This is a genomic window from Robinsoniella sp. (assembly GCF_034124845.1).
The window spans coordinates 16,146-40,469 of record NZ_JAWYAJ010000495.1 but is presented as its reverse complement, the minus strand read 5'-3'; the positions used below and the strand labels follow the sequence as shown (position 1 = coordinate 40,469).

At 43.2% G+C, this 24,324-nt stretch carries 23 protein-coding genes and 1 pseudogene; all 24 read right to left on the bottom strand.

What is annotated here, in order from left to right; genetic code table 11:
• Positions 1-411 precede the first annotated feature (411 nt).
• Positions 412-687 (bottom strand): annotated as a pseudogene (locus ACH2DQ_RS24365) (EscU/YscU/HrcU family type III secretion system export apparatus switch protein); the annotation flags it as partial.
• Complete coding sequence (locus ACH2DQ_RS24360; protein ID WP_394912089.1) at positions 674-2,074, bottom strand: antitoxin; 1,401 nt, start codon at positions 2,072-2,074, stop codon at positions 674-676. The gene ACH2DQ_RS24360 and the pseudogene ACH2DQ_RS24365, both read right to left, overlap by 14 nt.
• A gap of 107 nt (positions 2,075-2,181) precedes the next feature.
• Complete coding sequence (locus ACH2DQ_RS24355) at positions 2,182-3,702, bottom strand: DUF342 domain-containing protein (protein ID WP_394912088.1); 1,521 nt, start codon at positions 3,700-3,702, stop codon at positions 2,182-2,184.
• A 68-nt stretch (positions 3,703-3,770) separates the two neighbouring features.
• Positions 3,771-4,502, bottom strand: a complete 732-nt coding sequence (locus tag ACH2DQ_RS24350; protein WP_394912087.1) for a flagellar hook-basal body protein — start codon at positions 4,500-4,502, stop codon at positions 3,771-3,773.
• A 14-nt stretch (positions 4,503-4,516) separates the two neighbouring features.
• Complete coding sequence (locus ACH2DQ_RS24345) at positions 4,517-5,254, bottom strand: flagellar hook-basal body protein (protein ID WP_394912086.1); 738 nt, start codon at positions 5,252-5,254, stop codon at positions 4,517-4,519.
• 3 nt (positions 5,255-5,257) lie between these two features.
• Entirely contained in the window at positions 5,258-6,028 is a 771-nt protein-coding gene (locus ACH2DQ_RS24340; RefSeq protein ID WP_394912085.1) for a sigma-70 family RNA polymerase sigma factor, read from the bottom strand.
• A 19-nt stretch (positions 6,029-6,047) separates the two neighbouring features.
• On the bottom strand, positions 6,048-8,096 hold the full coding sequence (gene flhA, locus ACH2DQ_RS24335; RefSeq protein ID WP_394912084.1) for a flagellar biosynthesis protein FlhA: 2,049 nt from the start codon (positions 8,094-8,096) through the stop codon (positions 6,048-6,050).
• On the bottom strand, positions 8,093-9,121 hold the full coding sequence (gene fliN / locus ACH2DQ_RS24330) for a flagellar motor switch protein FliN (protein ID WP_394912083.1): 1,029 nt from the start codon (positions 9,119-9,121) through the stop codon (positions 8,093-8,095). The genes flhA and fliN overlap by 4 nt, the downstream gene beginning before the upstream one ends.
• Positions 9,122-9,127: 6 nt before the next feature.
• The gene (locus ACH2DQ_RS24325) at positions 9,128-9,973 is read right to left on the bottom strand and encodes a motility protein A (protein ID WP_394912082.1); all 846 of its coding nucleotides are present in this window, start codon (positions 9,971-9,973) and stop codon (positions 9,128-9,130) included.
• A gap of 23 nt (positions 9,974-9,996) precedes the next feature.
• Positions 9,997-10,275, bottom strand: a complete 279-nt coding sequence (locus tag ACH2DQ_RS24320; protein WP_394912081.1) for a flagellar FlbD family protein — start codon at positions 10,273-10,275, stop codon at positions 9,997-9,999.
• A gap of 4 nt (positions 10,276-10,279) precedes the next feature.
• On the bottom strand, positions 10,280-11,977 hold the full coding sequence (locus ACH2DQ_RS24315; RefSeq protein WP_394912080.1) for a flagellar hook protein FlgE: 1,698 nt from the start codon (positions 11,975-11,977) through the stop codon (positions 10,280-10,282).
• Positions 11,978-12,049: 72 nt separating this feature from the next.
• Positions 12,050-12,457: a TIGR02530 family flagellar biosynthesis protein gene (locus ACH2DQ_RS24310; RefSeq protein ID WP_394912079.1), complete on the bottom strand. Its 408-nt coding sequence runs from the start codon at positions 12,455-12,457 to the stop codon at positions 12,050-12,052.
• A 42-nt stretch (positions 12,458-12,499) separates the two neighbouring features.
• Positions 12,500-12,970 (bottom strand): flagellar hook assembly protein FlgD, encoded by a 471-nt coding sequence (locus ACH2DQ_RS24305; protein WP_394912078.1) that lies wholly within the window; start codon positions 12,968-12,970, stop codon positions 12,500-12,502.
• An 84-nt stretch (positions 12,971-13,054) separates the two neighbouring features.
• Positions 13,055-14,434, bottom strand: a complete 1,380-nt coding sequence (locus ACH2DQ_RS24300) for a flagellar hook-length control protein FliK (RefSeq protein WP_394912077.1) — start codon at positions 14,432-14,434, stop codon at positions 13,055-13,057.
• Positions 14,435-14,465: 31 nt separating this feature from the next.
• On the bottom strand, positions 14,466-14,915 hold the full coding sequence (gene fliJ / locus ACH2DQ_RS24295; protein ID WP_394912076.1) for a flagellar export protein FliJ: 450 nt from the start codon (positions 14,913-14,915) through the stop codon (positions 14,466-14,468).
• Between the two features lie 10 nt (positions 14,916-14,925).
• Entirely contained in the window at positions 14,926-16,233 is a 1,308-nt protein-coding gene (locus ACH2DQ_RS24290) for a FliI/YscN family ATPase (RefSeq protein WP_395028578.1), read from the bottom strand.
• Positions 16,234-16,248: 15 nt separating this feature from the next.
• Complete coding sequence (locus ACH2DQ_RS24285) at positions 16,249-17,010, bottom strand: FliH/SctL family protein (RefSeq protein WP_394912074.1); 762 nt, start codon at positions 17,008-17,010, stop codon at positions 16,249-16,251.
• Positions 16,994-18,001: a flagellar motor switch protein FliG gene (gene fliG / locus ACH2DQ_RS24280; protein ID WP_394912172.1), complete on the bottom strand. Its 1,008-nt coding sequence runs from the start codon at positions 17,999-18,001 to the stop codon at positions 16,994-16,996. The genes ACH2DQ_RS24285 and fliG overlap by 17 nt, the downstream gene beginning before the upstream one ends.
• Position 18,002: 1 nt before the next feature.
• A complete protein-coding gene (gene fliF / locus ACH2DQ_RS24275; RefSeq protein WP_394912073.1) occupies positions 18,003-19,637 on the bottom strand; it encodes a flagellar basal-body MS-ring/collar protein FliF in 1,635 nt (544 codons plus the stop codon).
• Between the two features lie 65 nt (positions 19,638-19,702).
• On the bottom strand, positions 19,703-20,017 hold the full coding sequence (locus ACH2DQ_RS24270) for a flagellar hook-basal body complex protein FliE (RefSeq protein ID WP_394912072.1): 315 nt from the start codon (positions 20,015-20,017) through the stop codon (positions 19,703-19,705).
• Between the two features lie 469 nt (positions 20,018-20,486).
• Complete coding sequence (locus ACH2DQ_RS24265) at positions 20,487-21,011, bottom strand: spore maturation protein (protein WP_394912071.1); 525 nt, start codon at positions 21,009-21,011, stop codon at positions 20,487-20,489.
• A gap of 91 nt (positions 21,012-21,102) precedes the next feature.
• A complete protein-coding gene (locus ACH2DQ_RS24260; protein WP_394912070.1) occupies positions 21,103-22,407 on the bottom strand; it encodes a diguanylate cyclase domain-containing protein in 1,305 nt (434 codons plus the stop codon).
• A gap of 131 nt (positions 22,408-22,538) precedes the next feature.
• On the bottom strand, positions 22,539-23,384 hold the full coding sequence (locus ACH2DQ_RS24255) for a carbohydrate ABC transporter permease (protein ID WP_394912069.1): 846 nt from the start codon (positions 23,382-23,384) through the stop codon (positions 22,539-22,541).
• 1 nt (position 23,385) lies between these two features.
• On the bottom strand, positions 23,386-24,306 hold the full coding sequence (locus ACH2DQ_RS24250; RefSeq protein ID WP_394912068.1) for a carbohydrate ABC transporter permease: 921 nt from the start codon (positions 24,304-24,306) through the stop codon (positions 23,386-23,388).
• Positions 24,307-24,324: the final 18 nt, after the last annotated feature.

Below are 24,324 nucleotides of genomic sequence, written 5' to 3'. Positions count from 1 at the left end.
CCAGTTTGTTATAGTTGATTTCCGGGAACTCGTTTCTGCTGTCACTTATATCTATGTAGCTGTCTCTGATCTTACGCAAGGTACCCATGGTAAGCAAATCATTTTTTTTGGTTTTGATTACGCAAGAGGAATCTACATATCCTTCTGGTATTAAGATCATCTGCCTGTCTCCTCTGTTTTATTCGTCTCATCCGGCGTACCTGACCGAAGTTTTGTTGAAATCAGTCTGGATCGTACGGATTGCCTTACTGGTTCTTTTCCTGTTTCTTGTTGGGATCCTTGTTGGGATCCTTGCATAGATCCTTGCTGAGATCCTTGTTGGGATTCTTGTCTGGGTTGTTTTTTTGTTTCTTTACCTGGCTGCTTATATTCTTTGGCAGTATGCCTTTCTTCACGGCTGTAATACTGTACTTCTTTTCCTTTTATGGATTCCGACACTTCCATCAGCTTGCCGTAAATCGCCGCTACAACTTCATATAGTTCTACCGGAATATCACATCCCACCTCAAGCATACACAGCATGGATGCCGTGCTGTCATCTTTATAGACAGGTATCCCCTTTTTTTCAGCAATATCTATAATTTTCTCTGCTACATTTCCATACCCGGAAGCGATTACAACCGGCGCAGTATCCTCGCCTGCATTATATTTTAGCGCCACCGCTTTATTTTTCTTATATTTTGACATCCACACCCGTCCTCTTATAGGGAAGATCCTTAAACACATCCATCAAAGAACGTACCTTCTCCATTTTATCAATATTGATTTCTTCCATCTGGTATCCATGTTCCTTTGCAATGCCCGTAAAATCACCGGTCAATTTCTGAAATATATTCAGATATTCCGCCGGACACAGCAAATTGATGCGAAGCCCTTTTCCTTTTGACCACAATTCCGCCTCAAACTGTCCGATTCCATTAATATCAAAAGAAATTAAAATATGAATGCTCCGTTCCCCATCAGAACTTCCGGCAGCACTCTCACGCCCATCATTGGGATCAATCCACAACTCTGAAAAGATATTCATTCCATGATAGACTACCGGAATCACATAATGTAAAAGAGGGGTATAGTTGCAGGGAGAAGACAGCAAACTGGTGATAATTTTTTCAATTTTGTCACCATTCAAACTGTTCATATCGGTTTCCTGATCCTGCTTTCCAATAATATCCGCAAGGATATTCATAATTCTGGACCGGTTTTCATTGCGCGCTCCACCAGCAAAGGAGTCAATGTATTCCCGAATGAGTTCTTTTAAATGTTCTTTATTCTCTCTCCCCTTAACATGCACCAACACATTAAGAAGCGCCTCATTGAGATATACGGGATTATCCTGGAACCTGGAAAGGTTATAAATAATAATAGGAACCACTTTTGCAGTCTGAGGAGTATAGAGTATGCTTCCTTCTACCTCTCTGATGATTGCCATAATATCCTGTTTCAGTTCCTGAAAATGTTCCATATTTTCCGGCCTGCGAAGCATTGCTGCAAAGTCCTCCAGCCTGGCTGACAACAGACTGTTTCCACGCATCTGACCTGCCAGATATTCCAGACTGTTGGCAACAGAGTCCATGACATCCTGTTTTGCAATTGTTCCGTTTACCGCTTTCAGCAATGAAGCTATTTCCATTTTCAGTCCCGGGGATTCTCTTAGCATAGTTCTCAGAAATTCAAATAGTGCACCTTTAAATAAGGTGGAAGAATACTCCTGTTTTAAAAGTTCTTCTACTATCTGATCCGGGTTTATCAGCAGTTCCCTAAAAAGCTGCCTGATCTCCTGGGTTACGGTGTTATTATTGACGGGAAGAAGGTTAATAATTTCTTCCAGCATGTAGATATTCTTAAGATAATTCACGGTCACTGCAGGATCTTTCAGCAAATCCATCAGCGTCGCAGCACCAGTTTCATTTTTCAGGATATTATGATGTCCAAGCAGCCCGCTGCTTTCCGGATTCTTTACAACATGGTTAATCTCCTGCAGGTCAAATGGAATAGACGGATCCTGTGCCGCTTTATTCGGCGATATTACATTTTTGCCGACTGCCGGGGCAGTTACTCTTAATATGTCTGCCATAATCCTCTATTCCTCCATTTATACGTATCTTTTATGACTCGTTCTCTGTCAAATCTCATGTCCGGTCTTTCCTTACTCAATCTAAGTGCCGACCGGCACTTAGTCTGTTAAAAAGTTCCCCTTTTTATCTCTCCATCCATATAATAGAACATACACATGGACTCTACCCTTTTAATAATTAACTTGGATTCACCCATGGTAATAACCGTTCCCGGATAAACCAGATCTGCCTCCAGCCTGCTCTTGCCCACCTGCATAACCAGCTGCTCCAGCTCCTGCCGCCTTTTCTTTAACTGGGTTATTTTCAGACGGTTTACCGGAATCTGGATTTTAAACTCACTTAACTGCAGTTTCTGCGCTTCCGTCAGCCTTCCTGTCTCTTCCCGGTTCGTAAGGTATTCAACATTTTTCACGCAGTCCTCATAGCTTCTCTGTATATTTTTCAATTCTTTCTGGACTTTAGCTGTCTCTTCCAGCAGCTCGGGAGTGATGCCCAGAGCCACCGCCGTACTGGTCTGGCTCGCCGATCCCAGATTTTTTACTCTCAGTCTGTTAAAAACCGCACAGCTTCCTCCGATCAACGCTCCCCGTCTGCCCATAAGGGTCAGATCTTTATTACAGGATACTCTGGAATTAATGATATATTCTGCCTGAATACTGCCCTGCGCCCTGATGGTACTGTCCTCCAGAAACTTTCCGGTTATATTTCCCTTTGCCTCCAGAATGCCTTTTTTCATTCCCCGCATCCCTTTGTGAAGTATGATATCTCCCCCGGACTCCAGATGTGCACCTTCCACAATTCCGACTACGGTGATATCCCCTCTTGCCTTTACGGTGTAACCCTCGAACACATCGCCTTTAATATATACACTGCCGGAAAAATCAATATTTCCTATGGAGTTATCCACATTACCCTCTACCGAATATACATTCTCTACCTGGAAACGTCCCGACCGGAACGTAAGGTTTCCTTCACAGGATGCAACTAACTTTAACCGGTCTTCAGAATAAACAATATTCCTGCCCTGAGGTATTTCCGGCATTTTACCACGCTGTCCATGAACGGGTCTGCCCAGAATATCCATGCCGTCCTCTGGTTCTGTAGGCCGGGTTATTTCGCACACTACCGTACCCTTTTGTACGTTATGGATCAGATTCAGATTTTTAAAATCAATTCCTCCATTGGATTTGGACGAAAATTTCAGCTTATGTTCCCTGGGAAAAAAATCCTTGATTTTCCCATTGCTTCCATCAACCGGGGGTTTACCCGCTGCAATTTCGAATAACTGTCGGTATTGCTTTTGTTCTGCAATCTCTGTTATCTTTTCCCGGTTTATGCCAAATACGATTCCCTGCCTCAGCAGCTCATCTTCGATGTCCTGCTGTTCCACATCCGGTCCCCCTCTTAAGGGTGGATGTACATACAGAGTTGCCCGCATATCTCCATTTTCGATTACAACCTCCACAGCTGCCGGCCTTGGCATCAGATCCTCTTCCTGCGGGTCCGGAGACTCCTCCTCATTGAGTATGCTCCGTATCCGCTCCTGGTCTTTATCGTTCCAGTCCTCAACCGTCTCAATAAGGTTCTCTTCCTCATGCACTTTCTCATGCATATTTTCTTTTTCCATCTCTCATACTCCTCAATGCTCGCAGGAACGTGTTAATATTGCGCCCCGGAGCGTGCTTGCCGGCAAATCTACCTCAAATTATTGATCATTTCTTCTACCTGGTCTGCAGTCTGTACAATCCTGCTGTTCATTTGAAAAGCTCTTTGAGCCTGTATCATATCAATCATCTCTGAACTGATTTCTACTTTTGAGGATTCCAGGCATCCACTGAGTATTCTGTTTACCGCACTGTTTGGGACTATGTTCCATCCCCCGGATGTCTCTGTCTCGGCAACCTGGTTGTCTCCCAGCGGTCTCAGCCCGTAAGGATTTTTGAATTTATACATCCCGATCCGTCTGGTGATCCCCACCAGATTCGGAGTATTCGTGCCATTGTACATGGTAATCTCAATACGTTTCTGAGTAGCGCTTAACACATAGCTTCCATCCTGGCTCATCAGGTAATATTTGTCGTCATTCCCTTTTCCTACCCGGAAGGAGCCGTCCCTGGTAAATACCGGGGTGTTACCTCCATTGTCCAGTGCAAAATAACTATCTCCCGCAATGGCAAAGTCCAGGTTTCTTCCGGTATTTTTCAACAGTCCCTGTCCAAACATATAATCCGTATCTGTAATTCTGGTTCCATGTCCTGTCTTATGCTCTTCTTTGGTATTCATATTGGTATATAACAGGTCATTAAATGACGGTGCAAGCGGCTTATACCCTACAGTATTTACATTTGCCATGTTATTTGCCGTGATATCCAGTTCCTGCTGAAAAGCTTTCATTCCAGTCACAGCAGAATAAAATGCTATATTCATCTTTTGTCCCCCGTCTACAATTTTCCAATCTCAGAAGCTGTCTTCTGATTCATCTGGTCAATAATCGTCAATGCCTTGCTGCAGGATTGGAATGCTCTTTGTATTTCCATAATATGTGTCATCTCATCATTTAAGTCCACATTAGAACCCTCTATGGAACCTTGTACCGTATCCGGATATACACGCACCATCTGCGCCTGTCCTCCCGCATACAAACCATTCTCAAGCGGCGTAAGGTTAGCTTCCCCCTCAGGCTGTACAATCTGCAGCTGATCAAGCAGGTTGCCATAAGAGCCATAGATATTCCCGGTTTTACCTACTACAAACTCACTGTTTCTAACCTGAACCGGTCCTCTGTCTCCCAGCACGCGCCCTGCTCCGGGAAGTACGAGATACCCCTCCTCGTCCATATCAAAATTTCCGTTTCTGGTGAGATATTGTCCGTTTTCTCCCTGAATGGTGAAAAATCCCTCACCCTCGATTGCAATATCGAAGGGCCTGCCCGTCTCCTTAATATTGGTTCCATCAAAATTTGTCATCACTTCTGACACCACTGAAATTGGAGAGCCGGTTCCAATATCTGTTTTCTGCTGTCCCTGTACCCTCTGCAGCTGTGTCTCAAACGCTGTTCCCACTACTCTTTTAGCACGAAATCCGGGAGTATCCTGGTTCGCCATATTGTTCGCACTTACATCTAAGGAACGCCGGTTCATTAACATTCCGGATGCTGCGGTATAAAATCCTGAATACATTTTTTACCCTCTCATATATTCTTCCATAATAGTTTTCAGTTTTAAGATTGCCTTGGTATGTATCTGGCAGACACGGGATTCACCGATTCCCATAATCTTTGCAATTCCTGCATACTTTATTTCTTCATAATAATAAAGGGATATAACCGTCTTCTCTTTATCCGATAAGCTGTCTATTCCCTCCGCAAGTATGGTCTGTATCTCCTGCCTCATGAAACTGTCTTCCGGCTTTAAATCCATGTCAGTCATGGGAAGCTCCTGTTTCATTGCCATGCCGGTAACCTCATTCAGCATTCCCTCAAACGAAAGAATAGCACTGTTATTAATATCCTTCATATATTGATTCAGCTTATCTGCATCAACTCCCATATAGCCGGATAACTCCTCTAATGTGGGTTCACGCATTGACTGGTTCGCCAGATGCATATATGCCTCATTAATCTTTTTACCCATATTTCTGGTTCTATGAGGAATGAAATCCTGTTTTCTGATATAGTCAATTAAAGCACCTCTCACGCGAATGTAAGCATAGGTTTCGAATTTAGCACCTTTCGAAGCATCAAACCGCTCCATGCACTCCATCAGCGCCAGAACTCCCTGGTTCAGAAGATCCTCTTCCTGTCCGGTACTGGCGGTGACTCCTCTTAACTGAACTGCAGCAGAACGGACGATATAGAGATAGGACAGCACAAGCCGGTTCCTAACCTCTAAATCACCACTTTTTTGATATTCCAGCAGTTCTTCCATAGAATCTTCTATATATGCCTGCTCCATTCTCTCATTTTCACCTCTTTTAATTCAGTGCAATACTTCCCAATGCCTGAATCTGTATATTATTGTCTATCTCACTAAAGGACACTACCGCCACATTGGGATAAAACTGGTCGATCAGTTTCTTAAAATATATTCTTACAACCGGAGAGGTCAGAATAATGGGAACCTGAACCAGGTCTTTGATCTTATTGATCTCATCAGTTACGACAGATACAATTCCCTGGATTGTGTTTGGATCCAATGCCAGGTAAGAACCAGTATCTACTTTTTTTACGGATGACATAATCATAGTCTCTATTTTTTCATCCAGACTGATGACTTTCATCTGCCCCGCTTCGGAGAACCGGTGGGAGATGGTACGTTTTAACGCCTGTCTCACATACTCCGTCAGCATGTCCGTATCTTTAATCTGATTCCCATAGTCACTTAAAGTTTCCAGAATAGTTTCCATATCTCTTATCGGTACGTCTTCTCTCAGAAGATTCACCAGAACTTTCTGGAGATTCCCCACCGTAATCACTGCCGGTATTGTATCTTCTATAATGTTGGCATTGCTCTTTTTGAGATTTTCCAGTAAGTTGTTGACTTCCTGTCTGGTCAGTAATTCGTGCAGATGCTCTTTAATAACCTCTGATAAATGTGTGATAATAACAGAGGTGGGATCAATTAAGGTATAACCTGCAAGCTCTGCCTGTACTTTTTTATCTTCACTGATCCACTTTGCCGGAATATGGAATGCAGGATCAATGGTGTCTATACCGCTGATTTCCTCCGCCATGTCTCCCGGTGAAAGCGCCAGATAGTGGTCTGTCAGGATATCTCCGCTGGCAACCTCTTCTCCTTTCAGACAGATGCTGTACTGATTGGGATTCAGCTGACCGCTGTCCTTTAATCTTACGGATGGAATTACAAATCCAACCTCTAACGCCATCTGTTTCCGGAACATAACCACACGGTCAATAAAGCTTCCTCCGCTTGCTTCATCCACCAGAGGGATCAGGCTGTAGCCAAATTCCATTTCAATCGGTTCCACATTCAGCAAACCATATACATTTTCTATATTCTTATAAAAAGAAGCTTCACTGGTCACTTCAGTTTCAATAATCCCCTGTTCCGGCACCTCTTCCGTCTGCTTCTGACGCCGTCCCAGATAAATACCGCTGCCGATTAAGACCGCAGCTATAATCAGAATCTGGAACACCGGAAATCCCGGTATCAGGCACAAACAGGAAACTGCACATCCCGCCATAATCAGTACCCTGGGCTGCGCAAGAAATTGCCGGCTCACCTCTTCACTCAGATTACTTTCCGAAGCGGACCTGGTTACTACCATACCAGTGGAAACAGAGATCAGCAATGCAGGAATCTGGGACACCAGTCCGTCTCCAATCGTAGACGTGGTATAGATCTGCATAATTTCCTGAAAACTTCCCTGGTTATTCATAAAACCTATAATCAGACCGCCTACAAAGTTGATCATGGTAATAATAATAGAGATAATCGCATCCCCTTTTACAAACTTTGTAGCACCATCCATAGACCCAAAGAAGTCAGACTCTCTTTGAATCTTATATCTTCGCTCCCTTGCTTCCTGATCATCGATCATTCCTGTATTCAGATCCGCATCAATCGCCATCTGCTTTCCCGGCATTGCGTCCAGGGTAAATCTGGCTGCAACCTCTGCAACTCGTTCGGAACCTTTGGTAATAACAATAAATTGTACCAGTACAATAATCAGGAATATGATAAAACCGATCACCGCATTGCCACGTATTACAAATTCTCCAAAGGTTTTTACTACCTGGCCTGCATAACCATTGTCAAACAAGATCTTTCTGGTGGACGAAATATTCAGTCCCAGCCGAAATAAAGTAGTAATCAAAAGCAGAGAAGGAAAGATTGAGAATTCCAGCGGCTCCCTGATATACATGGTCATACACAATATCAGAAAGGATATGGCTATGTTCACAATAAACATAAAATCCAGCACAAAAGTCGGCAGGGGAATTATGATTAAAAATATAATTCCTATGATTCCGGCTGTTATGATATAGTTAAAACGTTTCAAATCATTTCACCATTTCCAATAATGTTTTTTGTGTTAATAATCTCTGTGATTCTGACGCCGAAATTGTCGTCAATTACAAGCACATCACCCCTGGCAATCAACTGTCCGTTTACAATAATATCTGCCGGTGCATCTGCCTGCTTCTCCAGTTCTACAACGGTACCGTTGTTAAATCCAAGAATGTCTTTTAATTTACGCTTTGTTTTTCCCACTTCAACAGACACATTGAGGGGTACGTCCATAATTAAATTAATATTGCTCTGATAAGGCATCTCCGGTGCTTCACCCGTATTTCTGGTGCCACGGCCTGCCCCTGCCTGTCCGATGATTCCGGATTGTTTATTGGTACCCACCAGGATATCAGCTTTTCCACTTGCCGACAGCTGTGATTCCTCCTTAGATTCCAGCTTCTCTTTTTCTTCTTTCGCCTCTACTTTTTCGCAGATGCTCTGGGCTGCATCCAAGGACAGGATCTGAATGAATTCGCTCTCAATCATCTCCTGAATCATTATTTTATAAGTAATAGTTAGAACCTTACGATCCCCTTCTTCCCCAAAGACCTGGGCAAGTTCCTGATCTTCCTTTCCAACCATGGATTTTACATCTGCAGACTCCATGGTACAGCTCAGGTACTCGGCAAGGGCCGCTACAGAAGTTTTCATCATCTGATTCATCACTTCATTTGTGGCACTCAGCGCTACCTCATCGAATTCAAAATCAGGCTCCGGAAGTTCGTCTATTCCCATGAGTTCATTCAAAAAAATCTGAACATCCCTCTGCCTGAAAACCAGCATTGTCGTACCTGCTGCGTTAGAGGTCAGGCAGCTTTTTACAAATACCACCGGTTCCAGTATGGAATACTGCACCTGGTTCAACGAAACCTCTTCCACTTTTGGGTCATATATTTCAATCTTAGATTTTATTATTGATGATATCGCTTGTGATGCAGACTCCATATAGATTTTTACCAGTTTCGGGAAATCCTGTTTATCTGCCAGTTGAATACGCTCCGTTTCATAGGACATATCTGCTTACTCCTTCTTTGCTTTCCTGCTTCTGCTCTTTTTTTCTTTTGGCTCCCCGTTTTCCTGACCCTCTTCTTTAGCCTTTCTACTTGCGGGTAGTAATTTATATAGCTTTTCTTCGATAAATTTGGGGTTATCACCTTCCTGTATTGCAATAATCCCTTCCATGATTAAGTTCTTACATAAAAATTCCTCATCATGCCTTGCTTTTAATTTTGTTGAAATTGGCAAAAATATTATGTTTGCCAAGATAGATCCGTATAATGTAGTAATCAGTGCTGTGGACATTCCGGCTGCCAGAGTATCTACATCAGACATGTTTCCTAACATCAGAATCAACCCTACCAGGGTACCAATCATACCAAATGCCGGTGCAAAGGATGCCCCTTTTTCATAGAATTCTCTGTCCAGAGCATGCCGTTCGTCCAGCTGCTCCAGTTCTGATACCATTAGTGCCCGTACTTTTTCTACATCCACGGAGTCTACAACCAGCATGAGACTGCTATGTAAAAAAGGATCTTCGATTTCATGAAGCTTGTCCTCGAGAGACAGCAGTCCCTTCATACGAGCCTCCAACGCAAGTTCTACTATTTTGTCTATATACTGTTTCGGATCATATTTACGAGGTTTCACCAGTATTTTCAGATGTTTGCCTACTTTTAAAAAGTTCTTGCCCGGAAATGAAATCATCATTACGCCGATGGTTCCGCCAACGGTAATAAAAATACTGGACACATCAAAAAACGCTGTCATATTTGACCACATTACCTTCATGGTTTCCTGATCAAATACCATTCCAAGTAAGGTACATAGAACCGCCAGTACAATTCCGACGATTGACATTATATCCATAACCTTTTTCCATCCTCTGTCATTTACTGAAATTCTTTATCTCCGCGGGAGCGTTCATATATCTTCCTGCGGAACATGATTACCTTTTCGGTAATTTCCTTCATACTTTCCTGCACGATCAGATATCTGCCGTTGGTCAGCAGTATTGTAGTATCTGGATTTTCTTCAACCATTTCGATCAAATCACAGTTGAGCATAAACTTGTCTCCACGAAGCTTTGTTAACTCAATCACATAATACTCCTTTCCAACAGCAGCCTGTCTGCTATTCTTATACTTATGCCCCTTGCATACCGCTGACAAATTTTTATCTCTTCAGATTAACCAGCTCATTCAGAATCTCATCCGATACCGTTATAATTCTGGAGTTTGCCTGGAACCCTCTCTGGGTAATAATCATATCTGAAAATTCTGAGGAAATATCCACATTTGACATTTCCAGTGCCGCCGCCTGAATTCCTCCGGAGCCATTGATACCCGGCTGTGTGCGGGAAGCTCTTCCTGAGTTATCTGACTGTGAGAAGTAGGAATTCCCCACCTCCTGCAGTCCGCCCGGATTTTCAAAGGTAACCACGTCTATTCTTCCCAGCTGAAGCCTTCCAAGGTTCGGATGAATAGCCTCAATTACACCGTTTGATAAAATGGATACGCTGGTACAATCTTTTGTAGTCTGAGGTCCCCCCGACGTTCCCTTTGTAAGCTTAAAGGTTCTCCCTCCAAATCCGATATCCCTGGATACAGTGGACGGGCTTGCTGTAGCACCGGCAATTGCCCTGAATTCGGAACCGTCCACCAGATCCTGGTCTTTATTTTCACTTTTCCAGGCACTTGTGATAGCACCAAATCCACGATGGGACATTTCAATATACTGACCTGTGCTTTCAACGCCATTTTCATCGACTTCTTTCAGCAGTACAGATTTAGCCGTTGTACTCTTGGAATTTACTTTTCCCACAAACTGCCTGCCATCTCCCAATACCGCAGTGATCGTCCATTCTGCAAGAATACCCGCATCTTCATCAGCCGGAGTATATTTCGCACTGAAGTTCACATCTCCCGTCCCGTCAAACATGGGGTTGCTGCTTACCGACTTGGGCAGCATTCCGCCAAAGATACCGCTTGACTTTAAGTTCTGAGGCAGTGTCACGGTTCCTTCTTTCACAGCAAAGTTCTGCCCTACAATTTCTTCTCCGGTAAGTCCGCCAGCCGGAAACAGGCTGTCACTTGGAACTGCCATAATATTGAAGTTTCCGCCCGGATGGGTTTCTCCATTGTTCGCCTGGGCAATTGCTCTGTTCATTTTCTCCGTAAAGTCATCCAGGCTCGTAAATATTGCCGCTTCATTTACACGTACCGTAATCGTTGCATTTGTTAAATCTCCGGATTTTACAACTACATCGGAGCCATCCGGCAGTTCCGGATCCAGAATAAAGTTAAACGCAACATTGGCATCCGTTGTAGCCTTCTCAGAAGAAATCTGAAAGGATACATCATTAATTGTCTCTGTGGTATCCGCTCTTGTAGGCTGTACAGACGGAACATAAAGCTGCAGCTTTTCTGATCCTGCGGCTTTTCCCAGCGGATTGCCGGCAACACCTAAGATGATATTTCCATTTGAATCCGTCAGATTTCCCGCACTGTCTATATTCAGTGCGCCTGCCCTTGTATAATAGATATTCCCGTCTGCATCCTGTACCTGGAAAAATCCTTCGCCTGCAATCGCAACATCTAAGCCCCTGTCCGTTGCCTGAAAAGTTGAACGGTTCATATTCAGATCAATACCTCCGATCTGGGTACCGAATCCCACCTGGCTTGCATTAGTTCCACCGGAAACGGCAGTTCCTCCCGTAGCATTATTTACAGTCTGGTAGAACACATCCTTGAAACTGGTACGGCTGGCTTTAAATCCATAAGTATTTACATTTGCTATATTATTACCGATAACATCCATCTTTGTCTGATGGGATTTCATACCTGATACGGCTGAATATAATGACCTTAACATATTTCTAATCTCCTTTTCTTACCGCTCTGTCCTTCCGTCGTTCGGGACAGATGTAGCCTCCATAAGGTCCGGCTAAACTAAAACGGTTCCATCAATATTTGTAAACACGGTACCTTTCAGGTTTTCCTGATTCACCACCGTAATCACTTTGTTATTCTTTACGTTTACCACAAATGCTGTTGAACCAACTAAAATCAGCGGATCACTCAATCCCTTCTCCACTGCAAGCTTCAACCCTTCATTTAAACGCTCCATATTCGGACTGGAGACATTTACGTTTCTGGAAATCACTCTTTCCATTGCATGTTTGGTGAAAACCAGCTGGCTGTCTTTCTCAATCCGGCCTTTTAGTATTTCCTTAAATGACTGTCCGTCCGCCTCTGTATCCATGTGGCCGGCAGCTCTCTTTTGTTGAACCTCCCAGGGTGATCCAGTATATATCGTGTTATTCAACATCTTATTATATAAAAATTGATCCATACACCGCTCCTTACCTATGACTTCCTTGGGATAATGATTCGCTTATTCCGTAACCCGTTTAGGTTCCGGCTTCACTTCCATAATCTGGCTCAGGTCAAATGTCTGATCTCCCACCGAGAATTTAAATTCATTATTTACAAAGGAGATTTTATCCACTACTCCTTCGGTGCGTTTAACAGAACCGCCCACTGCTATCTTCGCAGCAACTACCGTCTTGCCTACCAGGGATGTAAGAAATGTAGTCTTGGAATTGTAAGCCATTTCCTGCATTTGCTGCATGGTAGTAAACTGCGCCAGCTGTGTAATATACTGGGTATCATCTACCGGATTCATAAAATCCTGGTTTTTTAACTGGGCAATCATTAACTGCAGAAAATCATCTACCGACACATTCTGGTCAGAATCATCTGCAAATACCGCATCTATTACATTTCCCTGTGTATTTGTCTTACCTGCCGCACTATTTGCCCCATAGGGATTTGCGTAACTGGAACCATCAAAATTTACTGGCATATACTGTCCTTTCTATTTTTTATTATTTTTTTGATTTTGTGTTTTCCTTCTGGTTTATTTCCTGTTTTTTATCACTTTCGTTGATCAAATATATGTATTCAGCATCTCCGTATCACCGGCATACACGGGCTGAAGCCCTATCTCAGAAACAGCCTCGTAAATATCTTCGTCCTCTGTCCCATCCTGTCTGACAAAATGGTTTCTTCCTGACATCTGATTTTGCTGCTGGTAAAAACTCTGCTGGTAATTGGTAAATTCCATTCCTCCCGTGCCATTATGGTAAATTTCCTCCACCTGTGCGTTAAACGGCTGGAGCGCCTCTTTTAAGTTCACCAGTTCACTGCTCAAAAGCTTTTGCGTCTCTGCATTGGTCACACCGATACTCATAGAGATCTTACCTCCGGCGGAAACCATATTTACGATAATCTCACCCAGACCTTCCGGTTTCAGCTTTATCGTAAAGTGCTGCAGTTCCTTTTGGATTCCCCGCTCAATGCCGCTTTTTACCTGGTTTAACAGTGCTGTGCCCTGCTGTTCTCCCAATGTCTTCTGAATGCCGGTATTTCCATAGAGATTTTTGCTGATTACCCTGCTTTGGTCCAGATACATTCCGGAATCCACTCTTTTTTGCAGTTCCTGGAAACCGGGCTTCTCCTCTGTCTTCGCCGTTTTATTGATCTCTGCCTTCTCTTCCGGCTTTCCGCCCGTACCGCTGAACCCCTGTGCACTCTGTTCTTTCCCCGCTGTCGTTTCCCCTTCTTTGGATACCACTGTCATGATTTCCCGGGCTGTGTTTCCGGCCTCTGTACTTCGAATTGTTTCACCGCTTATGGCTCTGTCTGTGTTCTTTGGCTCCAGCCGGTTTCCTGTAACAGGCACTTCATTCTGGGTCACCGATGCCTCAGGTATCCGCTTTTCTCCCTCTTGTACATTTACAGCCTGAGTCATCCGGGGCGCATCCTGAACCCTGAGCGCCTCTGCCAAACTGTCTGCATCGATTTTATTCTGCTGCGTCACCATTGGTATATCCTGCTGTACCTGTGCCTTTTCATTTCCGGTTATGAAGACTTCTGTTTCGCTTAACTTACCGTTTTGCACCAGGTTTACAGCAACTGTCTGATACCCGCCTTCATTTTCCGGAACGCTTTGTGCGCTAACCTTTTCCCCTGATTCGGGAGGGCATACCCCATCCGGATTCTTGAGTTCAGGCTGCATTGCCTCTGCCGGCTGCTCCTGTTTTGTGTCTCTTGCCGCTTCTGCTTTTTCTTTCTTCTGCTCTTTTGTTTTCTTCACTTCTTCTGGTTTCTTCTTTTCCGGCTCCCTGGGTTTGTCATTCTTTACCTCAGGTTTTTGAGCCCCGGATGCTTTTTTAAATACATCCATAAAAGTTTCCACCGGTTCCGGCTGGTTTTTCTTCGTTCGGCCTCCCGCAGCAAAATCAGCCATATTCACTTTAAATACCACTGCTTATCACCTCCTGCACCTTCTTATCTATTTAGGAAACGCCCTGCTTTACAAACTTTCCGGAAATGTACTCTAATACGTTTTCCTGTTCTTCCTTTGCAACTGCCTGGCGGTATTCCTCCCTTTGTTTTTCTTCCAGCTTAGTCAGCTTGGATACTTCTTTAGATGCCTCTACTACAATCTGCCGCTGCACTTCAATTTCCGTTTCTAATACACTTATCTGCCGTTTAATATCTTCCAGGTGGGTCTTTCCGTTTTTTATCATCATGGTAAATGTATTGATCCGGTAAATCGTTGTTCCCTTTCTGATTTCACGGTCCATCTCCCAATGAATGTCCTGGAGCTGAATTTTAATTTCTTCCTGACAGGCTGCCAGCTCATTTCTCCTTGCCTGCAGCTGTCCCATTGCATTTTTTTCTTTCTGCAGAACTTGTTCCTGATAGTTCTGCATCTTTTTCAAAGTAAATTCAAACTTCTTCATAACCGCCCTCTTATTCCACCAGGTTTATCAACCGGATTACGGTTTCTTCCAGGGTAAAAGCCTCATTTGTTTTTTGCTGTAGGAAATCATAAACCTTGTCAATATGCAGCATTGCCTCATCCAGCTCTTTGTTGCTTCCTTTTTTATATGCTCCGATAGATATCAGGTCTATATTCGCCTCATAGACGGAGAGTATTTTTCTGAATCTGGCGGCTGCCGCTTTGTGTTCCGGCAGCGCAATATCATTCATCAAACGGCTGACACTGGAGAGAATGTCAATTGCCGGATAACGGTTTCTCGCCGCTACTTTTCGGGATAACATAATATGCCCGTCTATAATTCCTCTTACTGTATCTGAGATCGGCTCGTTGGTGTCGTCTCCCTCTACCAGTACGGTATAAATTCCGGTAATGGACCCTTCCTCAAAATTACCTGACCGCTCCAGCAGTTTCGGCAGATCGGAGTAGATAGACGGTGTATATCCCCTCGCCACCGGAGGCTCTCCTATACTGAGCCCAATCTCCCTCTGTGCCATGGCAAACCGGGTAAGGGAATCCATCATCAAAAGTACATCCATTCCCTGATCTTTGAAATAATCTTCAATTGTTGTTGCCCTAATCCTACATTTGGAACGCATCATAGCAGACTGATTAGATGTAGCGACTACCAGAACTGACCTGCGGGCGCCTTCCTCTCCCAGATCCCGCTGGATAAATTCCACCACCTCACGGCTTCTTTCCCCTACCAGTGCAATTACATTCACATCTGCTTTAACATTTTTGGCAATCATCCCCATAAGGGTACTCTTACCCACACCGCTCCCTGCAAAGATGCCCATTCTCTGACCTTTACCGATCGTCAGCAGTCCGTCAATTGCCTTTACCCCCATCTGAATCGTCGTATCAATTCTGGGACGGAGCATGGGATTGGATTCTTTTCCCGTGATAGAGTAAAACCTTTCTCCCCTGATTGGACCTTTTCCATCTATCGGCTGTCCAAGGGCATCTACCGTTCTTCCGATTAAATCATTGGTCACCGGTATTCTCAGTTTGTCTCCTGTATTGCTTACGGCGCTGCCGTATCCGATTCCCTGAATCTCATCATAAGGCATTAAGAGCACCTTATTTTCCCGGAATCCAACCACCTCCGCATATGCCGGGGCAGTTCGGTTTGGGATTTCAATTGTACAGACATCCCCGATATTGCAGACAGGTCCAATGGATTCCACCGTCATTCCCACGATTTTGTCAATCTTCCCCATCTGTGTATAGAGATTTGCTGTCTTTATTACATTCATTACTTTTTCAATGTTCCGCATATTTCACCTGACATATTAGTCACTCTCAAGTTTTTGAAGCTGTCTTCTGAGATTTTCGATCTGAACGGAAACCGATACATCCATGATTCCTTCTTCTGTCTCAATCCTGCAGCCCTCTTTTTCCATGCCGTTGGTCTTTATTCTTATATTCCCGGGAATCCGTTCCCTGACAGAATCCAGTTCCCATTCAAGTTTATCTATCAGTTTCGTCATTTCTTCGGATAAAACAATGTTAATCTGCCGTTTATCTTTTTCAGCCAATACCGCAGTCTTCACCAGCTCTGCCATCTGGGTTTCATCCTCCTGTATACGCATACTCATAATCCGTGATGCGATTTCCAGAGACATATCCACAACGCTCTTTTGAAGGCTGCTGCTGCTTTTGGCAACCTGATTCTGTAACGTCTCAAGTGCCCTATTCAATTCATCCAGAGAAGCCGCCACCTTCTCTTCCATCTGGCGGATTCCTTCTCTTTTCCCTTCTTCAACCGCCTGCTTTTTTAATCGTTCGGATTCTTCAATTGCAGTATTTACAATGGTATCCCGCTTTGCATAAGCATCTTCTAAAATCTTGGCCACAGATTTTTCAGCTCTCTTGGTTGCTTCAGCCAGTAAATCCTCCAGCTCTTCTTCCGGACCTGCCTGGTTATCTTCCACCTGCCCGTTTACGATGGTGATTTCTTCCGGTATATCCTGCTCTTCTCTTTTGTATAATTCAATTTTTCCATCTTCCAGGATGGTGTCTTCCGACTTAATAATCCTATACAAGAATGTCATCCTTTCCATCCTTAGAAATTACAACTTCTCCTTCTTCTTCCAGCCTTCGGATTACAGCCACAACTCTCTGCTGTGCTTCCTCCACATCCCGCATACGGATATTGCGAAGGTATTCCATATCTGTCCGAATTGAATCCCGCATTCTGGCGGACATATTAGAGAAGATAGCATTTACCACTTCTTCATTGGCAGCCTTTAACGCCACTGCCAGATCCTTAGAATCCACTTCACGAATAAACCGCTGTATAGACATAGGATCCAGGTATGCAATATCTTCGAATACGAACATCAGCTTCCGTACACTGTCTGCCAGTTCCGGATTCTTTATTGTTAATTCATCAAATATATCCCGTTCTGTTCCACGGTCTACATGGTTCATAATATCTGCAATATAGTTCAAGCCGCCCACTTCCATCATGTCAGCCATTCCTGTTGTATCCAGCTTGCTCTCCACCACATTTTCTACAATTTTTATAAAATGGGGCTGTGCCCTTTCCATATTAGCAATCCGCTCTACCACATCTACCCTGACTTCTCTGGGAAGACTGGCAATAATCTGAGATGCCTGTTCTGCATTGGCATAGGACAGGATCAGCGCCAGCGTCTGCGGGTGCTCGTTCTGAATGACAGTCATAAGGCTTTTATAATCAACTTTCCGAAGAAATCCAAACGCCTGGGTCTTTAAGGTTCTCCCTACACGTTCCATAAGATTATTCGCCTGCTGGGAGCCAAACGCCTTTTCCAAAACGCTTTTTGCATAGTCCATTCCGCCCTCAGTGATTATCTTCCGCGCCATACAGCATTCTGTAAATTCTTTTGCTATAGTATCCAGTTCATCTTCTTTTAATCTCGGCATCCTTGCCAGTTCAACCGATAACTGTTCTATTTCACTTTCTTTTAATAACTTAAATACAACTGACGCATCATCTGTTCCCAAAATGGAAATAATGGCAGCTGATTTTTCCGCCAGGCTCCTTCCCTCTAAAGCCATCTTACTTTTCATCCTCCTTCAACCAGGAACTGAGCATGGCAGCAACAATCTCCGGATTGGACTTTGCAAATGACCGCACTTCCTCTGTAGGCGCTTTATTCAGCTTAACTTCCTGGTTAATTGTATTCTGTACCGCATCTTCTTCTGCACGTTCTGCCGGATCGGTACCATCCGCTGTCGTTTCCGGATCCAGACTGACCGCCAGTGCCTCTTTGAAGATTTCGTCTTCTTCTTTTGATATCTTTTTCCTGCGGCGTACCAGCAGGCATAACAGCAGAACGATCAGCAGTACTGCTGCCACCCCGCCTCCAATGACAATCCGGTCATCTAAATTACTAAATATTGATTTTGGTTCTTCCGGTTTTGCAGCCGGTTCTGTCTGCTTTGTCTCCTGTATCTGCTGGAAACTTGTCACAACAATATCAGCCGGATCAATATTCGCCGCCTTCGATGCAGAATTGATTAACTCCTGCCGCTTCGCATCGGTCAGATTATTGTCATTAACCGTTATTGCCACCGTAGCCTTCTCCAGCTTGACATTATCTTTTTCAATTTGTTTCTTTATGTAACTTACTAAGTAATCCTCACTTCTGGAATAGTCTCCGGTTGTTTTATCCGCACCGGTATTATCCCCATTTGTATAGGTAGGAACATCTGTATTATTCTCTTCCCCCGCAACAGCCCCGGCTGCTTTTGCTTCTTTGTCTGTCAAATCCCGATTTTCTTCAAAATGTTCCTGTACCCCCTTATTATCTTCGGAAGGAACATATTTTAAATTTTCCGTAAGCATTTTATCATAATCAATCACTACGGTAGCCGATACCCGGAATTGATCCGCAGGGTAACCCAGGGACATGACATTGCTTATTTTATCTTCCAGCTTTTTTTCTACTTTTGATTCAAAATCCAGGCGGTCCAAACCATAGTAGCTGCTGTCTTCACCTTCATTTGCAGCCAGTTCTTCCATTGTATCGGAGTTTACTACCGTTACCTTATCCGTGGTCAGCCTGGGTACACTGTTTGCCACCAGATTCTTGATAGCCGTCACTTTTTCCGGTGTTAGAGAAAAACCCGGAAGCAAATTCAATGATACCGATCCCGTACTCCCAGACTCATTATCATCCCAGACATAATTACTTTCATCAGGTACATTCAGCGTAACAATTGCTTTTTTAATCCCCTGCATATTATTTAAAGTTCGTTCCATACGATCCTGAAGGTTCAAAAGCAGGTATTGCTTCTTCTCGAATTCCGTAGTTGTAAATCCTGTATTGTCGGAAAATATATTAAATGGAAGTGTTGTCTTTGGATAACCAAGCGCAGACATATCCAGCATAATATCACCTAATTGTTCCGACGGAACCATAACTTCGCCTTCCGCATTCCTCTTTGTTTCCACGGAACGGCTCTGTAAAACTGCTAAAACTTCTGTATTCTCTTCTCTGCTCATACCGGGAAACAGCACTTCATAGGACTGGTTATTCATATTCAGTGCTACCGTTAATCCAATAGCCAGTATAACTATTCCCGCCAATACCCCGATTAATATCTTTTTCTCTTTGCTGCCCTTCTCTAACAGCCTGCCCAGGCTTTTCTGATTACCTGCCTTCTCCTTTATCTTATCCACTGCACTCATTTGCTCTCCATCATTATCCTATCTTTTTCATATTCCACGCCTTTATTTACTTCCAGAAACATGCTCTAGACCTGCATTCCCATAATCTGATTATAGGCTCCTACTGCCTTACTCATAAGCTGTGTCGTAAATTCCACTGCGGCCGCACTCTGTTCCGCCTGTATCATAGCTGTATGCAGATCATCCAGTTTTCCCGTTGCCAGCAGCACATCTGTCTCCTGCGTTTTCTTAACTTCATTCTCTGTATTCTGTATGGCTTCTTTAAAAATATCCTGAAAAGATTTCCCCGTCTTATCCTGGACGTTTCCATTATCCGAGGGCTTATTTATTTCTTCTAACGATTTTACTGGCTCCATTCTTGTTATTGGCACTAAATACATATCTTCTCTCCTTTACACCGCTTCTTATTTATTCCATTAGAGTAAAACCCTTTTTTACATCTTCGCTCAATTTCGTTAACCTTCCAAGTCACATCCGACAATAATTACCAATTTTCGCATAATATTATTAATTATACCATATAAAATTTAAGAAAGACATCATTATTTTTATAAAATATTACTATATTCTTCCAATATTTTAGGCCTTCTGTATTTAATTCGTAATAAAGATTTTTTTTTACAAAAACATACAAAATTTTGTTCTGCTATATATTTTATTTTTTCTTATTCTCCATCACAAATAAGGTTCATTTCATGCTGAAATTAAAAGTTATCCACATTTTATTCAAATAAAGTAAATATTGTATCCACATTTTCCACAAAAGAGTGTGAATTGTTCACAAAAAAGAAAGGCATGCTAATATCTCAGCACACCATACTTATCATTGTTTCATTATTAAATTTTCCCTTACATCCTCCCAGCCAGTACAACACTGGCAATAATACCAGCAAGCGTAGCCACCAGGGCTCCTGCCAGAGTATATCTGGTCTTCTTTACTTTCGCTGTCATAAAATAAACAGACATGGTATAAAATATGGTCTCCGTACAGCTCATCATAATGGAGGTAAGAATCCCCATTGCAGAGTCCGGTCCATATTCTTTGAAAATATCCAGAACCAGTCCTGTTGCAGCGCTGGACGAGAACATCCTGACAATCGCAACCGGCATGAGCTGGGGCGGAAATCCTACATTTTGCAAAAGCCCTCCCAGCACACTAGACAGCATATCCAGGAATCCGGACGCCCGCAGAATTCCAACCGCTACCATAAGCCCAATCAGCGTAGGCATGATCTGGATTACTGTGTGGAATCCATCCACAGCACCTTTTATAAATGTTTCATAAACATTTTTCTTCATTAGCAGTCCATATCCCACGATATAAAAAATAACAAAGGGAATCATAAAAGTAGAAAGAAAGACGAGTACCTTCATCCGTATCTCCTGCCTGTACATCTCTTACTCACAGCATATGAACGTTTTTCTTGTTTTATGTCCCATGAAATCGGGGTCATCAGAACTTTGTCTAGAACTCTTCCACCTTTGATATAAACCCGGCAAACAATTCCGGAATATCATACTTGTCACGAAACAGATAGCCTCTGCACCTGAGACGAACCCATTCTCCATTCCGGTTTTTAGCACGGTATACGACATTATGGGTGTCTACCCTTCCATCGGCAATTTCCTGGTTTGCCTCCAGAAAACATTTTTTATCATCCGGGTGGATAAAACTCCCCCAGACTGCTGCTGCATTGGGAATAACCTGTCCTGGAAGTCCAAATTCTTCTACCATAGCCGCAGAGTACCGAAAAGTTCCTGTTTTCATATTACCCGCATATATGTAGTCATCTGTACTTTTCATCAGAGCATCATACAGATGCTCCTTATCGTAGTCAAAATCCTCTACCGCCGCCTGATACTCACTCCGGCTGCTGCTCAATTTTTCTTCCGCCTTCCGGATGTGATACACCTTTTTCTGGCGGTACATTTCCTCATCGGCAAGGGAAATTACTTTTGAGACTGTAAAATTGTCCCTTCCTGATATTTCTACAATTCCAAAGCAGAAGGATACCTCATAGGGAATATCCTTTTCCTTTACAATTTTCCTCAGGTCCTTTTGGATAGAACGGACCCGTCCGCCTGCCTCGTCCAGACCGATACCCGGAAAAATAATTACAAATTCATCACCGCTGAGCCGAAATGCCATATCCTCCGCCGTTAAATTGTCCAGTGCTGCCTGGGCTATGCAGGAGATACTTTTATCCCCTTCATAATGTCCGTAAAGATCATTAATCTGTTTTAATCCATTGAGATCATACAGACAGACGCACAGGGACCGATCTGTACCCTGCAGCTTTTTTAAAGCCTCCTGCAGTAGTACTTTCCCTGCACGTCTGTTAAACATCCCGGTCAATTCATCCGTACTGGCGATTTCCGTAATGCGCTTAAACTCGGTAATATCCACGGAGTGTTGCAAATGCACCAGCCTGCCGTCCGCCCATTTAATCAGGCTGTCATAATTTTCATAGATGCGTCCCGTTGCCGTATTTTCCTCCTCCCAGATACAGAAAGGCGTTTCGCTTTCCTGCTCCAGCAGACGCGCAATCGGGCAAAAGGAACACCTTTGATTCATTCCCCGCTGCAAAACCTGCCAGCAGATCTTACCTTCCGGATTCTCCACACCAAAGATCTCCTGCATGTTTTTGCTCATAAAAATAATCTCATCTGTTTCAATATCGCTGACATACAACACAGCATTCATATTATTTAACAACGAGTCAAATACGAAGCTCTGCATATTCAATGCTTTTCTATCATCTTTGTCCATAGAAAATCCCCTCTGCCTGTTATTACTGCAATGCGGTTTATGACCATAATTCAATATTTTTATTATACCATGGAATGATAAGTCCTACAATAATATACGGGTAATTTTCCGTAGGGCATTTGCCGTACCGTTTATTCCTTCACTGCTCCCGCAGACACACCTTCTAATATATATTTCTGGAAGAATATATAAATGATAATCGTAGGAATCATGACGATAATAATGCCAGCTGCCAGCCGCTGCCACGATCCCTGCTGCGCATTGGCAAAGTTCATCAGGAAGGTTGTCAGGGTTCTGAGGGAATTCTTCGGCATATATAAATACGGAATATACATGTCATTAATAATTGTAATTGCTTTGATAATGACTACTGTTGCGGTTGCAGGTGCCAGCAGCGGGAAGATGATTCTTCCAAACAGCCCAAAATATCCGCATCCGTCCAGAAGAGCGCTCTCATCCAGGGAAACCGATATCTTGGATATAAACTGCCGGTAAATATAGAGCTGCATCAGATCCGAAGCTACATAAATGATGATTGGCGCTCCCAGTGTATTATAGGCACCGATTCCCTGAATGATCTTAAACCTTGCAATTTCAGTTACAAAAGTAGGGATCAGCATTCCAAGGAAGAAAAGAGCAAATACAACTTTCTTAAAGCGGAATTCAAAGCGTTCCAGAATAAATGCAGTTACAGATCCCAGCATAATATTGAAGATAATACTGATAATTGCAATTAAAAAAGTGTTCTTAAATCCTACTAATAAATATTTATCTCCTAATACCCTTTCAAAGTTTTCAAAGGTAATTTTGTCCAGTGCCGGGAGCAGCAGGGGGGATGTCTTAATCATATCACCCCTTGTCTTCAGTGCCGCAAACAGCGTCAGGAGAATGGGGAGCACCACAATGATGACCATTCCGATACAGATCAGCTGCTTTGCGCACTGGGTCATAATTTTCTTAGATTTGCCTGATGTCATACTATTTTCCTCCCTTTCTTCTGACTTTCAATACTTTTTCCGGTTTGGGTTTGCCGATATGAAGCACTCTGTTTTGAACTACATAGATAATTACAATTAAGACCATAATTGCAACCGCCATAGTAGATGCCAGACCAAAGTTGTTAAAGGTAAATGCCGTCTTAATGGTATACAGCGTAAATGTGGAAGAGGCATATCCCGGACCGCCCTGAGTCATTACAAACGGGATATCGAATACCTGTAATGCACCTCTGATATTGTCAAACAAGATGAAGTCCAGAACCAGAGAAATGGATGGAACCTGAATGTAACGGAAGATCTGGAATGCATTTGCACCATCTACATTTGCCGCTTCTACAATATCTTTGGGTACGGACTGTAATGCGGCTATAAACAATACGATATGGTAGCCGCTGAACTTCCACAAAGATACAAACGCCAGCACAAAGTTCACGATTTTCGGATCGGATAACCAGTTTCTGCTCAGTCCGCCCAGATGAAGTACTTCTAATATAGAATCAAATGCTCCGTTTACCGGGGAAAAGAAGTACGAAAATGCATAGGCAATTGCCACACCATTGATGATATATGGCAGGAATACGATGGTCTTATACGCCTTAGCCGCTCTTAACCTGGAGGTTAAGATGACGGCAACCGCCATTTCCACCGGAATCATCAACAGATGGACTGCAAAGTAAATGCCGTTGTTGCGCAGTGACAGCCACAGGTCTTTATTTTTAAACATAGATATGTAATTTTCGATTCCAATAAAATTGCTGTTTGCTGAGTACCCGTCCCAATTTGTAAAACTCATCCGAAATAAATCCACCGCCGGAAATACAACGAATGCTATGAGTAATACCACCGGAACTAACAGACTCAGAATGATAAAGCGATTCCTTTTTTTCGTTAAACTATTCATGAGATCCCTCCATTTCTA

Coding starts and splice junctions, on each gene's coding strand:
- fliN (WP_394912083.1), bottom strand. CDS start 9,121: ATGTCCTATGAAACGGAGCGTATTCAACTGGCAGATAAACAGGATTTC.
- fliF (WP_394912073.1), bottom strand. CDS start 19,637: ATGAGTGCAGTGGATAAGATAAAGGAGAAGGCAGGTAATCAGAAAAGC.
- ACH2DQ_RS24290 (WP_395028578.1), bottom strand. CDS start 16,233: ATGCGGAACATTGAAAAAGTAATGAATGTAATAAAGACAGCAAATCTC.
- ACH2DQ_RS24315 (WP_394912080.1), bottom strand. CDS start 11,977: ATGTTAAGGTCATTATATTCAGCCGTATCAGGTATGAAATCCCATCAG.
- ACH2DQ_RS24310 (WP_394912079.1), bottom strand. CDS start 12,457: ATGGATCAATTTTTATATAATAAGATGTTGAATAACACGATATATACT.
- ACH2DQ_RS24305 (WP_394912078.1), bottom strand. CDS start 12,970: ATGCCAGTAAATTTTGATGGTTCCAGTTACGCAAATCCCTATGGGGCA.
- ACH2DQ_RS24350 (WP_394912087.1), bottom strand. CDS start 4,502: ATGAATATAGCATTTTATTCTGCTGTGACTGGAATGAAAGCTTTTCAG.
- fliJ (WP_394912076.1), bottom strand. CDS start 14,915: ATGAAGAAGTTTGAATTTACTTTGAAAAAGATGCAGAACTATCAGGAA.
- ACH2DQ_RS24250 (WP_394912068.1), bottom strand. CDS start 24,306: ATGAATAGTTTAACGAAAAAAAGGAATCGCTTTATCATTCTGAGTCTG.
- fliG (WP_394912172.1), bottom strand. CDS start 18,001: ATGGCTTTAGAGGGAAGGAGCCTGGCGGAAAAATCAGCTGCCATTATT.
- ACH2DQ_RS24265 (WP_394912071.1), bottom strand. CDS start 21,011: ATGAAGGTACTCGTCTTTCTTTCTACTTTTATGATTCCCTTTGTTATT.
- ACH2DQ_RS24255 (WP_394912069.1), bottom strand. CDS start 23,384: ATGACATCAGGCAAATCTAAGAAAATTATGACCCAGTGCGCAAAGCAG.
- ACH2DQ_RS24355 (WP_394912088.1), bottom strand. CDS start 3,702: ATGGAAAAAGAAAATATGCATGAGAAAGTGCATGAGGAAGAGAACCTT.
- ACH2DQ_RS24260 (WP_394912070.1), bottom strand. CDS start 22,407: ATGGACAAAGATGATAGAAAAGCATTGAATATGCAGAGCTTCGTATTT.
- ACH2DQ_RS24345 (WP_394912086.1), bottom strand. CDS start 5,254: ATGTATTCAGGATTTTATACCGCAGCATCCGGAATGTTAATGAACCGG.
- ACH2DQ_RS24285 (WP_394912074.1), bottom strand. CDS start 17,010: ATGACATTCTTGTATAGGATTATTAAGTCGGAAGACACCATCCTGGAA.
- ACH2DQ_RS24325 (WP_394912082.1), bottom strand. CDS start 9,973: ATGGATATAATGTCAATCGTCGGAATTGTACTGGCGGTTCTATGTACC.
- ACH2DQ_RS24340 (WP_394912085.1), bottom strand. CDS start 6,028: ATGGAGCAGGCATATATAGAAGATTCTATGGAAGAACTGCTGGAATAT.
- ACH2DQ_RS24270 (WP_394912072.1), bottom strand. CDS start 20,017: ATGTATTTAGTGCCAATAACAAGAATGGAGCCAGTAAAATCGTTAGAA.
- ACH2DQ_RS24360 (WP_394912089.1), bottom strand. CDS start 2,074: ATGGCAGACATATTAAGAGTAACTGCCCCGGCAGTCGGCAAAAATGTA.